Annotated in this window: 11 protein-coding genes; 9 read left to right on the forward strand and 2 right to left on the reverse strand. The window is 55.1% G+C overall.

Annotation, left to right across the window (positions count from 1 at the left end):
* The first annotated feature begins 29 nt into the window (after nucleotides 1–29).
* From AAF465_14965 to AAF465_15000, 8 genes are all read left to right on the forward strand, one after another.
* Nucleotides 30–1,151: a TauD/TfdA family dioxygenase gene (locus AAF465_14965; protein ID MEM7084028.1), complete on the forward strand. Its 1,122-nt coding sequence runs from the start codon at nucleotides 30–32 to the stop codon at nucleotides 1,149–1,151.
* A 1-nt stretch (nucleotide 1,152) separates the two neighbouring features.
* Nucleotides 1,153–1,710 (forward strand): HD domain-containing protein, encoded by a 558-nt coding sequence (locus AAF465_14970; protein ID MEM7084029.1) that lies wholly within the window; start codon nucleotides 1,153–1,155, stop codon nucleotides 1,708–1,710.
* 221 nt (nucleotides 1,711–1,931) lie between these two features.
* Nucleotides 1,932–4,388 (forward strand): FAD-dependent oxidoreductase, encoded by a 2,457-nt coding sequence (locus tag AAF465_14975; protein MEM7084030.1) that lies wholly within the window; start codon nucleotides 1,932–1,934, stop codon nucleotides 4,386–4,388.
* Nucleotides 4,381–4,797 (forward strand): GFA family protein, encoded by a 417-nt coding sequence (locus AAF465_14980; GenBank protein ID MEM7084031.1) that lies wholly within the window; start codon nucleotides 4,381–4,383, stop codon nucleotides 4,795–4,797. Before AAF465_14975 ends, AAF465_14980 begins: the two co-directional genes overlap by 8 nt.
* A gap of 8 nt (nucleotides 4,798–4,805) precedes the next feature.
* Nucleotides 4,806–6,056: a sarcosine oxidase subunit beta family protein gene (locus AAF465_14985; GenBank protein ID MEM7084032.1), complete on the forward strand. Its 1,251-nt coding sequence runs from the start codon at nucleotides 4,806–4,808 to the stop codon at nucleotides 6,054–6,056.
* Nucleotides 6,057–6,065: 9 nt separating this feature from the next.
* The gene (locus tag AAF465_14990) at nucleotides 6,066–6,341 is read left to right on the forward strand and encodes a sarcosine oxidase subunit delta (protein MEM7084033.1); all 276 of its coding nucleotides are present in this window, start codon (nucleotides 6,066–6,068) and stop codon (nucleotides 6,339–6,341) included.
* A gap of 32 nt (nucleotides 6,342–6,373) precedes the next feature.
* Nucleotides 6,374–9,385: a sarcosine oxidase subunit alpha family protein gene (locus AAF465_14995; GenBank protein ID MEM7084034.1), complete on the forward strand. Its 3,012-nt coding sequence runs from the start codon at nucleotides 6,374–6,376 to the stop codon at nucleotides 9,383–9,385.
* Entirely contained in the window at nucleotides 9,378–9,962 is a 585-nt protein-coding gene (locus AAF465_15000; GenBank protein MEM7084035.1) for a sarcosine oxidase subunit gamma family protein, read from the forward strand. Before AAF465_14995 ends, AAF465_15000 begins: the two co-directional genes overlap by 8 nt.
* A 171-nt stretch (nucleotides 9,963–10,133) precedes the next feature.
* Here AAF465_15000 and AAF465_15005 read toward each other — a convergent pair whose 3' ends face one another.
* Nucleotides 10,134–10,325 (reverse strand): hypothetical protein, encoded by a 192-nt coding sequence (locus tag AAF465_15005; protein MEM7084036.1) that lies wholly within the window; start codon nucleotides 10,323–10,325, stop codon nucleotides 10,134–10,136.
* Between AAF465_15005 and AAF465_15010 the strand changes: the two genes are divergently transcribed.
* Nucleotides 10,324–11,319, forward strand: coding sequence for a GlxA family transcriptional regulator (locus tag AAF465_15010; GenBank protein ID MEM7084037.1), 996 nt, complete (start codon nucleotides 10,324–10,326; stop codon nucleotides 11,317–11,319). The genes AAF465_15005 and AAF465_15010 overlap by 2 nt on opposite strands.
* A gap of 150 nt (nucleotides 11,320–11,469) precedes the next feature.
* On the opposite strand, the gene AAF465_15015 is transcribed toward AAF465_15010, so the two are convergent.
* Nucleotides 11,470–12,267, reverse strand: a 798-nt coding sequence (locus AAF465_15015) for a formate--tetrahydrofolate ligase (protein MEM7084038.1), incomplete at its 5' end; no start/stop codon positions are given.

Consider the following 12,267-nt stretch of genomic DNA (forward strand, 5'->3'; position numbering starts at 1 on the left):
TGGCCGATGTTTCGTGTTGTCGATAACACGTGAATCGAGCCGAGCGCGAGGAGGTTGTTGAGATGAAAGAGGTCCAGCACAACAGGCTGACAACTCAAGTGCGTTGGTTAGATGGTTCGACAACGTCACTGCCCAATTTGTGGCTGCGTGACAACTGCGATTGCAGCGATTGTCGAATTGACCAAACCACGGAAAAGAAGTTTCTCTTATCGAGTGTTTCGGCGGATATCTGTCCAGAAGAGGTTGCCGTTACGGAAGATCTTTTAACGTTGACGTGGCCGGATGGTCATGTAACGCATTACGCAGCGGAGAAGATTCGCGCCTTGTCGACCGATGCATCGACACCCATAACGTATTGGGACAGTTCGTTTCGACCGACACGCACCGATTACCGTCGGTTTATCGAGGACGATGCATGCGCCGCCACGGCCATTCGTGCGTTTCTAGAATCAGGCGCGCTGGTGATTACCGATATGCCGTCGGTCAGTGGTACCGTCGAGTCGCTGCAACCGCGCTTAGGGCGTATTCGCGATATGCCCTTCGGAAGACTGCACGAAGTCATTGTCGATCCGACGGGTTACAATGTGGCTCACACGGCCTTGCCGCTGCCGCCGCACACCGACTTTGCCAGCGCCAACTGGCCGCCGTCTATTCAGGCGCTACACATGTTGATCAATGAATGTGAGGGCGGTGAGTCGGTGATTGTGGACGGGTGGGCTGTCGCCGAGGTGCTGCGCCGTGAACAACCGGACATGTTTAAAGCGCTCTGTCAGACGCCCGTGCCCTTTCGCATGTTCAGTGATGATGAGGAAACGTTTGCGGTCAATCCACTCATTAAATTGGATACCGAAGGCGCAATCCGCCATTTCCGCTACTCGAATCAATTAATGCAGCCAATGAATCCGCTGTCACCCGGAGTTGCGGAGTTTTATCAGGCCTACCACGAACTCACGCGACGTTTAACAAGCGATGCCTCCCGCGCAGTCTTTCGTCTAGAAAGTGGCGATTGCTTACTGGTGGCCGGACATCGCGTATTGCATGCGCGCGAAGGTTTTAACCCAAACGGGCGGCGTCACTTGCAAGATGCGTACTTCGAGCACGATTGCTGTCGCAATCACTTGACCGTCATTGAGCGCCGCAGCGGAGTTTAGGATGAGTAAGGTCGTTAATTTCACGGCGATGGAGCACGGCACACGCGAGGATTATGATCTCGTGTTTGCCCACGATGCGGAGAATGCCAGTCACCTAGCCGATCGAGTGATCGGCTGGCTCGAATCGATGGCCGGTGACTCGCCGTATCACATTAGCCGTCTGGATCATTCACTGCAGGCGGCGACGCGAGCCGAAGAGGATGGAGCGGACGACGAGACGATTATCTGTGCGTTGCTTCACGATATTGGAGACGTTGTGGGCCCCGCCAATCACTCCCAGATTGCCGCCGCAATGCTTCGACCGTACGTCAGCGAGAAGAACTATTGGATCGTTCTTCATCACGGATTGTTCCAGGGCTACTACTGGTTTCATCACTATGACAAAGATCGCAATGCTCGTGATCAGCTCAAAGATCATCCGTATTACGATGACTGTGTGCGGTTCTGTGCACGTTGGGATCAACCTTCGTTCGACCCGGACTATCCCACGCGCCCGCTGTCCCATTTTGAGTCACGAATCCGCGCCTTATTCGCTCGTGATCCGGGCGAGTTTGTCTGAATATCGCGACGCATACAGGCAGATTGTTATTGGTAAAAACCAACTAAAAATCATAGCTTAGGCGTTTTGCTGGCAACGCTTGTCGTTTTTGAGATAGGGTGTCTATCACGCCTCTATTACACTTTTGTTCGGTCCGGAAGGCGATCGCGACCGACATCGGAAATAGCCGTCACCCGCCACATTCTCAGGGGGCGCTCGGGCCGCCCGACAGGAACAACACTATGAAAACAGAGGCACGCGTAGTCGTCATCGGCGGAGGTGTGGTGGGGGTTAGCACCCTTTACCATCTGGCCAAGAAAGGATGGGGCGACGAGTCTGTCCTCATCGAGAAGGCGGAACTGACCTCGGGCTCCACTTGGCACGCGGCCGGTCTGCTGCCTCTGTTCAACATGAGCTATAGCGTTGGCCAGGTGCACAAATACTCGGTCAATCTTTACTCCTCGCTGGAAGAAGAAACGGGTCAGGCCGTGGGCATGAAATCGTGTGGCAACCTTCGCCTGGCCGCTTCCCAAGAGCGTATGGATGAGTACCGTCAATACGCGGCGACCGCGAAAACCATCGGAATCGATGTGCAATTCTTGAGCCCGGAGGAAATCAAAGAACTTTGGCCACTGTGTAATACCGACGGATTGGTGGGTGCCATATATCATCCGGAAGATGGCTACATTCAGCCAGCAGACCTCACTCAGGCGTTGGCCAAAGGGGCAAGGGCAAACGGGGCAACAATCTATCGGCAAACCATGGTAACGGCGATCAACCGTACCGACGATGAGCGTTGGGAGGTCGTCACCAATAAGGGCTCGATTCTGTGCGAGCATATTGTCTCTTGCACCGGTAACTACGCGCGACAAACCGGCGCGATGGTTGGTCTGGATATTCCGGTTATTCCCGTGGAACACCAATATATTGTGACCGAACCGCATCCGGATGTGATTGCACGCCATGACAAAGGCGAACCTGAGATGGCGGTGTTGCGCATGTCGGACGACAGCTGGTATCTGCGCGAAGAAAATAAGGGTTTCATTCTTGGCCCCTATGAGAAGGGCGCACCGGCTTGCTATGTGGATGGCCCCTCTGCGGATGCCGAATATGAACTGTTCGAAGGGGACCTGGAACGTCTCGAGCCGCACATCGAATCCTGCATGGAGCGTGTACCGGCGTTTGCCGAATGCGGGATTAAGAATGTCTATAACGGAGCCATTGCCTACACGCCGGACGGTAACCCCATTATCGGGCCAGCGTGGGATGTGCCCAATTTTTGGCTAAACGAAGGGCACAGCTTTGGCATCACCGCGGCGGGTGGTGCGGGCTGGCAGCTTGCTGAGTGGATCGTCGAAGGCGAACCCACGATCGACATGATGGGCGTCGATCCGCGACGCTTTGGTGACTATGCCACCAAGGCTTACCTGGTGACCAAAAACGAGGAAGCGTACGAAAACGTATTTGTTATTCACTATCCGGACGAGGAGCGTGAGGCGGGTAGGCCGCTTCGAACGGCGCCGTGCTACGACCGGCTTAAGTCGATGGGCGCAGTCTTTGGCCAAAAGTTTGGGTGGGAACGTGCCAACTGGTTTGCGGGCGAGGGCGAGGAGCAGGTCGATGACTGGTCTTTCCGCCGATCCAAATGGTTTAGCGCGATTGAACGAGAGGTGCACAACACCACCAATCATGTCGGCTTGCTTGATATGACGGCGTTTGCAAAGTGCCGCATCACGGGGTCCGGCGCTGAGGCCTTTTTGGACTATATGGTGGCAAACAAGCTCCCGCAAAAAGTGGGCGGTATCGGTCTTTGCCATGCACTCAATACACGCGGTGGCGTTCACTCGGAATTTACCATTCGACGAGAGTCGGACACATCTTTTTACTTAGTATCGGCCGGCGCGTTGCAACGACTGGATCACGACTATCTGAAAAAACGTATGCCCAACGATGGCACCGTGCACTTTCAAAATTTGACCGGTGCGATGGGCGTTTTGGTTTTGGCAGGGCCAAAGTCCCGCGAACTCATACAGCGTGTTTCGCGCACTGATTTTTCGAATGAGGCGTTCCGTTGGTTGACCTCGCAAGACATCAATGTGGGCATGGCGCCCTGTACCGCCATGCGCGTGAACTATGTGGGTGAGCTCGGCTGGGAATTACACCATCCAATCGAATATCAAAACCATGTGTTCGATGCGCTGTTTGCAGCCGGTGCCGATCTGGGACTGAAGCCATTCGGAATTCGCGCGATGGACAGCATGCGCATCGAAAAGTCATATCGCATGGTCGGGACTGAACTCTCCATTGAATACTCCGCGTACGAATCAGAAATGGGCCGATTTGTGCACCCTGATAAAGGCGATTTCCTTGGGCGCGATGCGCTCATGGCCTGGGAAAAGCGCGGTCGTAGTTACCAGCTTGTGACGCTTGAAGTGCATGACGTGGATGATGCTGATGCACTGGGCAACAATGCCCTGACGATTAATGGCGAGGTAGTGGGTCGCGCGACCGGCGGTGGGTTTGGATTCCGGGTCAATAAGTCGTTGGCGCTAGGCATGCTCAAACCCGAGTATACGGCGATTGGCACTCAACTAGAGATCGATATACTGGGCAAACAATATCGCGCGACCGTAATCGCCGAGAGCCCGTTCGATCCAAAAAATGAACGTCTACGTGACGTAAATGGCGCGAATGGCTAGCGCCACAGGCGCCTGTTTGTGCGGAGCCGTGACGTTTGTCGTCAATGGTCCGTTGCGCGATGTCATTTACTGCCACTGCAAGCAGTGCCGGCGAACGAGCGGTCATTTTGTGGCCGCGTCGGCCTGCGCCAAAGCGGACTTACAGCTTGTCCGTGATGAGCATTTGCAGTGGTTTGACTCGTCTGACGAAGCGCGGCGAGGATTTTGTGGGCGGTGTGGCTCAAGCTTATTTTGGGAGCCGACATTCAAAGACACCATGAGTATTATGGCGGGTGCATTGGACGATTCGTCCGCGGTGCGCGCGTCTCACCATATCTTTGTGACGGATGCGGGTGCGTACTACTCGCTCGACGATGGTCTTCCTCAATGGGAACATTATGAAAAACCCGAGCACGCTAACGGTGAATGAAGCCAGACATGAAAAAATATAACGCCTTTGCTCTGTTAAAAAACGCGCTAAGCGGCAATGTGAACTGGCAGGAGAACTGGCGGGATGCCGCGCCGAAAAAATCGTACGATGCGGTGATTGTCGGTGGCGGTGGTCACGGTCTTGCGACGGCCTACTACTTGGCCAAAGAACATGGCATGCGCAATATTGCCGTGCTCGAGAAGGGCTGGATCGGTGGTGGAAACACGGGTCGCAACACGACGATTGTGCGGTCCAATTATCTATGGACGGAGGCTGCCAACTTCTATGAGAAATCCCTGCAGTTGTGGGAAGGCCTTAGCCACGATATCAACTATAACGTGATGTTCAGTGCGCGTGGTGTGTGGAGCCTCGGTCATTCGCTGCAGGATATGCGCGATATTCAACGACGTGTGGCCGCCAATCGTCTCAACGGAGTTGATGCGGAGGTAATGACACCAGAGCAAATCAAAGCGGCCATACCGTATATCAACACGTCGCCCAACACACGATACCCTATTTTGGGTGCCTCATTGCAGCGCCGGGCGGGGGTCGCTCGTCATGATGCGGTGGCATGGGGGTTTGCGCGGGCGGCGAATGCGCTAGGGGTCGACATTATTCAGCAGTGCGAAGTGACCGGTATTCGTCGCGACGGCGAACAGGTGACCGGTGTTGACACAAGCCGCGGTCAAATCGCGACCAGTAAAGTCGGCGTTGTGGTTGCTGGGCATTCAGGCGTACTCGCGGAGATGGCGGGATTGCGCCTGCCGATTGAGAGTCATCCACTTCAAGCCTATGTCTCAGAGCCAGTGAAACCGATGCTGGATACGGTGGTGATGTCGAATGCCGTGCACGGTTACGTCAGTCAATCCGACAAAGGTGAATTGGTCATCGGGGCGGGTATCGACAGCTACAACGGTTATGGCCAACGCGGCAGTTTCGATGTGATTGAGCATGCGATGCAGGCCATTATTGAGTTGTTTCCAATGTTTAGCCGTATGCGCATGCTCAGACAATGGGGCGGTATCGTTGACGTGTGCCCCGATGCCTGCCCGATCGTGAGCAAAACGCCCGTGAAGGGCTTGTATTTCAACTGCGGGTGGGGAACCGGCGGGTTTAAGGCCACGCCGGGTTCTGGCTGGGCGTTCGCCTACACGCTGGCGCATGATCGGCCGCATGCAGTCAACGCACCGTTTTCACTTGAGCGTTTTACGACCGGTGCGCTCATCGACGAACACGGCGCCGCGGGCGTTGCGCACTAGGAGTTTGGCATGCTGTTAATAACCTGTCCGTATTGCGGCCCGCGCGATCAATCCGAATTCAGTTACGCCGGTGAAGCTGGGTTGTCGTTGCCAAAATACCCCGATTCGTTATCGGACGAGGAATGGGCCGACTACCTTTTTTATCGCAAAAATCCAAAAGGCCAGCACGATGAGCTTTGGGTGCACAGCGCCGGGTGTCGCCGCTATTTCAAAGCGCGACGTGACACGGTTACGTATCTTTTTTCGGGCACATGCAAAATGCACGAGTCGCTCGACGCCGACTAAGAGTCGGCTTTAATCGCGGATGTCTGACTGCCATGACTGACAAACAACCTTATCGTTTAGCCGAGGGCGGTCACATTGATCGCACGCGACCCCTTGCGTTTCGTTACAACGGTAAGTCGCTCGTCGGTTTTGACGGCGACTCGCTGGCGTCAGCGCTGCTTGCAAATGGCGTCGACATTGTTGGGCGCAGCTTTAAGTATCATCGCCCACGAGGCATTGTCGGCAGTGGCGCAGAAGAGCCCAATGCGCTGATGCAAATCGGAATGGGCGCTCGGACCGAGCCCAACGTCAGGGCAACGCAAGCGCTGCTCTATGAGGGTCTCGAAGCCCGCGTTATTAAAGGTTGGCCCAGTGTCGAGCACGATGTTCAGGAAGTGCTTGGGGTTGCCAAGAATGTGTTTGCCGCAGGGTTTTACTACAAGACCTTTATGGGGCCGACCCAGCGAGCTTGGCAGTGGTTTGAACACCCCATCCGCAAAATGGCCGGAATGGGCGAATCGCCGGCTGAGCCCGATGCGGATACGTATACCCATCGACATGCGCATTGTGACGTGTTGGTGGCCGGGGCAGGTCCGGCAGGACTCTGCGCGGCACTCACAGCGGCTCGTGCCGGACTGCGTGTCGTGATTGCAGATGAGAGCCCGCGTTTCGGCGGTCGACTTCTCGACGGCCAGGAGCGCGTCGACAGTAAGCCCGGCCACAAGTGGGCACACGCTGTGCAACGCGAACTCGAATCGATCGAGAGCGTTCGTGTGTTAACCAATAGTACGGTCATTGCCTATCACGACCATAATTTTTTGACGATTTCGGAGCAGTGTCTACGGCAAGGCGAAGCCAGTTCCGCCGCCAATCCTCGTCAGCGCTTGTGGAAGGTGCGAGCGAAACAAGTGGTGTTAGCACAGGGTGCTTTCGAGCGGCCGCTGGTGTTTTGCAATAACGATCGGCCTGGCGTGATGCAAGCCTCCGCCGTGTCCACCTACATTAATCGCTATGGGGTGGCCCCGGGTCGGCGCGCCGTGGTGTTTACCAACAATGACTCGGCGTACACAACGGCGCTCGATCTGCATCGGGCGGGTGTCGTTGTTGCCGCGGTTATCGACAGCCGCGCAGCGGCGGGCGCTGTGGCCAAATCCGTGATCGATGCGGGCATTGCCGTGCATGCGAATTCAGTGATATTTGATGTCAAAGGGCGCAAGCGCGTTGCCGGCGCAAAAATCGACACGCTAACAAACGGCGGCCGCGGACTCGCGGGCGATAGTGCGCTGATTGACTGTGATCTCATCGCGATGTCTGGAGGCTGGTCGCCGGCGGTTCACTTGCACTCGCATTCGGGCGGTAAAAACCAATGGGATGATCAGAAGTTGTGCTTTGTGCCGGGCGTGAGCCCGCAGGCGTGTGTCTCGGCAGGATCGGGTAACGGGAAGTTTGAATTGGCGGAGGTTATCGAGGATGGCTTACGCGCGGGCCGAGAAGTGTGTGCGACGCTTCAAGCCGATGTCACGCACTTTGGCGTGTCGACGGAAGCGACGGATGGCCCGTCGCCGATTGAGGCGTTATGGCGAGTGCCAAGCCCGTATCATCCCGACAAAGGACCAAAACAGTTTCTCGATTATCAAAACGACGTAGGCGTATCAGACGTACGGCTCGCCGTGCGTGAGGGTTTTCGAAATGTCGAGCATGTGAAGCGTTACACCGCACTTGGATTTGGTACGGATCAAGGCAAGCTCGGCAACATCAACGGCATGGCCGTCTTGGCGGAACTGCTTGGCGAGGACATCCCTTCGGTCGGCACCACCACATTCCGGCCGAATTACACACCCACGGCGTTTGGCACAATCGCAGGCCCGGACGTGCGCGATCTGTACGATCCCATTCGCAAAACCGCGCTCCACGAATGGCACGAACAGGCGGGTGCCAAGTTTGAAGTGGTGGGGCAATGGCATCGCCCTTGGTATTTTCCAAAAAACGGTGAGGATTTGCATGCGGCGGTCAATCGAGAGTGTGTCAGCACACGCGAATCGCTTGGCATCATGGATGCCTCGACGCTTGGCAAAATTGAGGTCTACGGTGCGGACGCCAAAGCGTTTCTCGACATCATGTATACCCACGATATCGGTAAGATCGAAGTGGGCCGCTGCGCGTACGGCATCATGTTGGGTGAAGATGGCATGGTAAAGGACGACGGCGTGATGGCACGCGTCGCCGAGAATCACTATTACCTAACGACCACAACGGGCGGAGCCGCAGCCATTTACGCGTGGCTTGAATTTTGGCTGCAAACCGAGTTTCCCCATTTCGATGTGTATTTGACATCCAGCACCGATCACAATTCAACGATTGCGGTGGTGGGACCAAATTCGCGTAAGTTGCTCCAGAAACTCACGAGCGATCTCGACTTTAGTAAAGAGGCGTTTCCGTTTATGTCGGTGAAGAGCGGCACGCTCGCCGATATACCGGTGCAAGTGTTTCGCATCAGCTTCAGCGGTGAGCTCGCTTTTGAAATCAATTTGCACAGCGATTTCGCCATGTGCATGTGGAAAACGCTGATGTCGGCGGGGGAAGAATTCAACATTACCCCGTATGGAACGGAAACACTTCACGTGCTCCGGGCAGAGAAGGGCTTTGTCATCATTGGTCAAGATACCGACGGTTCGGTGACGCCACAGGATCTGGGCATGCACTGGTTGTTATCGAAAAACAAAGACTATGTGGGCAAGCGATCCTTATCGCGCCCGGACTGTGTACGGACTGACCGCAAACAACTTGTTGGGCTTCTATCGATGGACGGCAAGTCGGTGGTTGAAGAGGGCGCGCAGTTGGTAGAAGATCCCGAAGCGGACTTTCCAGTGCCGCTGGTCGGGCATGTGTCATCGAGTTACTACAGTGCATGCCTTGGACATCCCATCGCGATGGCCTTGTTGATGGGCGGTCGTAAGCGTATAGGTGAAGTTCTGTATGCCGTTTCACCGAGTGGCGAGCGCGTTAAAGTCAGCGTGTGCAAACCCGTGTTTGTGGACCCCAAAGGAGACAAACAGCGTGTCTGATTCGGTTTTCAAAGAGCATCCGTTGACTCAATTCATGCGCAAGCAAGTCGCGGTAGCCGACGCGGGAGTGCACATTACGCTGGAACCGTTTCTTCAGCATTTCAATTTGCGCGGTGATCCGGCAGGCGATTTTGGTCGCATCGTTCAAAAGGCCACCGGACAATCGTTACCGGAAGTCGGTCGGGTGAGCCGGGGCGCGCATTCGGTGTACTGGTTGGGGCCGGATGAGTTTTTGCTTGTGTCCGACTCAAACGTCGCCGACTCGCTCGTCGCTGGACTGGCCTCGACGCATCACGGTTGCACGAATTTAGGTGGCGGTCAGATGCGTATGACAGTGAGCGGTCCTCACGCTCGCGATTTTTTGTCTAAGGCCTCAACACTGGATTTTGATGCGGGGTCGTTTCGCGTTGATGATTGCGCGCAATCGACGTTTGCCAAAGCAGGCGCACTCTTTGCTTTACGCGATGATACGCCTTTATTCGAGCTTGTCGTTCGACGTAGCTTTTTAGATTATGCGGCACAATGGATGGCCCATGCGGGGCAGGAATTTGGCATCGTTTTCCGCGATCCGGCATAGCGGTCGATCGTCGTACCGACTGTCGGTCGATACGGAACTCACATTGACTTGATTTCGATCGGCGTGTCGACGGTGTGGCCGACCTTTTTTGTTCTGTCCGTCGCGTTTTCCTTGATCGAGTCTGGCCTGGGTGGCGATGCGACGCATTCTCATTCACTTATTATGTCGGATTTAGTCCAGTCCCCAGCCGACCTTTTTGGTGTCGGCTAGAAACAAGCTTATTTTCAGGCCTTTGGCGCGAATCGCCAGATTACGACATGCACCATAATGCAGCGGATTGAAAACGCTTGTCACCACAGCGTGAATTCCCATATTATCCAGCGGCATACAACGCATCGTAAACAATTCGGGGAACGTGCCCATGTCTACATCCGACAACGCCACTGTGACCAAGAAATTCGGTTTCGTCTTGCTACACGACTTTACGCTGGTGTCTTTGTCGTCGGCGGTGTCGCCTCTGCGCATGGCCAACCGTCTGACCGGCTCGACGCTTTATGAGTGGAGCATGATCTCCGATCAGGACGAAGTACGCTCCTGTAGCGATGGCATTGAGATCATTTGCAATGACACGCTCATGAGCGCAGCCAACAAGTATTACGACGTGATTATTGTGTGCGGCGGAGTCAATGTTGAGAAAAACACTCACCCGTCGCTGCTAAAGTGGCTTCGTACCATGCATCAACGAGGCATTGCCCTTGGGGCCATTTGTACGGGCAGTTATGCCTTGGCAAAGGCCGGCTTGCTAGACGGGCATAAGTGCTCCGTTCACTGGGAAAATGTGGGGCAGCTTCGTGAGACTTTCCCTCGTGTTCAAGTGAGCGATCGGGTCTTTACGCTTGATCGAGGACGGTTCACTTCAACGGGTGGAACCGCGCCGTTCGACATGTTTCTTCGGTTCATTTCTGCCGGCCATGGTGAGAAGCTCAGTGCGGAGATCGCGGACCAAATGATCGCTGATCGTATCCGGCGCGAGAACGACAAGCAGCGTATTCCTTTGAGACATTTACTGGGCAATCAGTCCGATAAACTGATCTCGACGGTTGAGCTTATGGAGGCCAATATTCGCGAGCCTATCGCGCAGAAGGATCTGGCTCAATTTGTCGGATTGTCAGAGCGTCAATTACAGCGACTCTTTCGAAAGCACCTGCTGTGTCCGCCATCTCGATATTACCTGCAGCTTCGTCTCGCCCGCTCGCGTGAGCTCCTCCAGCAAACGTCACAGAGCATTTTGGAAATTTCTTCAGTCTGTGGGTTTATATCACCCTCGCACTTTTCAAAAAGCTACAAAGAACACTACGGCTATTCGCCGAGTCAAGAACGGCAGCGCGCGCAGGTACAAGACTCACTCGCCAGTTAAACGGGGTTCTAAGCGACCGTCTGCGTAAGATCGGGCATAGCGAGCCATGCCCAGCATCGGTCCTATCGCGCGACTGCGTTCAACGGTTGGTACCACAAAAAAACGGCCGCGCAAGGCGGCCGTTACATGTCAATGGTGGTTCGCGTCGGCCTAGAACAGTCCTTCGATCTGCTTGTTCGCATCCACGCGAATCGCATCGGCTGCCGGCACACGGGGTAAGCCGGGCATTGTCATTATGGCGCCACATACGACGACGATAAACTCGGCTCCCGCAGACAAACGCGCTTCGCGAATCGGAACGACATGACCGGACGGCGCGCCCATGAGCGACGGGTCCGTCGAGAAGCTGTATTGCGTTTTAGCCATACAAATAGGGTATTGACCAAAGCCTTGCTCTTCGTATTGCTTGAATTGATCACGCACTTTTTGATCGGCAGTGATGTCGTCGGCACCATAAATCGTCGTGGCAATGTGGCGAACTTTGTCCCAGAGTTTCATGTCGTCCGAGTAGAGCGGGGCAAACTCGCTCGTCGTGTTTTCCAACAGTTCGACGACGGCCTCGGCGAGTTTCGCCGCTCCTTTGCCACCGTGCTCCCAGTGTGACGATACGGTGCACTTAACCCCAAGTTTGGCACAAAAGTCGCTAATCGCTTTGTGCTCTGCATCGGTGTCCGTAATGTAATGATTGATCGCAACGGTGACCGGCACGCCAAACTTCTTGAGGTTTTCAATGTGGCGACCGAGGTTTTCGCAGCCCTTCACAATCGCGTCAACATTTTCGCCGACCAGGTCTGATTTGGCGACTCCGCCATGCATTTTCAGTGCCTTTGTCGTGGCCACGAGCACGGTCGCATCCGGTTTGAGTCCTGCTTTACGACACTTAATATCAAAGAACTTCTCGGCACCCAGGTCGGCACCAAATCCTGCTTCTGTAATGACATAGTCGGC

It is taken from the genome of Pseudomonadota bacterium (assembly GCA_039028935.1).
Classification (GTDB): Bacteria; Pseudomonadota; Gammaproteobacteria; order Steroidobacterales; family SZUA-146; genus SZUA-146.

Excerpts from the sequence above, each read along its gene's own strand:
- AAF465_14990 (MEM7084033.1), top strand. The coding sequence starts at position 6,066 with ATGCTGTTAATAACCTGTCCGTATTGCGGCCCGCGCGATCAATCCGAA.
- AAF465_14970 (MEM7084029.1), top strand. The coding sequence starts at position 1,153 with ATGAGTAAGGTCGTTAATTTCACGGCGATGGAGCACGGCACACGCGAG.
- AAF465_14980 (MEM7084031.1), top strand. The coding sequence starts at position 4,381 with ATGGCTAGCGCCACAGGCGCCTGTTTGTGCGGAGCCGTGACGTTTGTC.
- AAF465_14985 (MEM7084032.1), top strand. The coding sequence starts at position 4,806 with ATGAAAAAATATAACGCCTTTGCTCTGTTAAAAAACGCGCTAAGCGGC.
- AAF465_14995 (MEM7084034.1), top strand. The coding sequence starts at position 6,374 with ATGACTGACAAACAACCTTATCGTTTAGCCGAGGGCGGTCACATTGAT.
- AAF465_15005 (MEM7084036.1), bottom strand. The coding sequence starts at position 10,325 with ATGGGCACGTTCCCCGAATTGTTTACGATGCGTTGTATGCCGCTGGAT.
- AAF465_15010 (MEM7084037.1), top strand. The coding sequence starts at position 10,324 with ATGTCTACATCCGACAACGCCACTGTGACCAAGAAATTCGGTTTCGTC.
- AAF465_14975 (MEM7084030.1), top strand. The coding sequence starts at position 1,932 with ATGAAAACAGAGGCACGCGTAGTCGTCATCGGCGGAGGTGTGGTGGGG.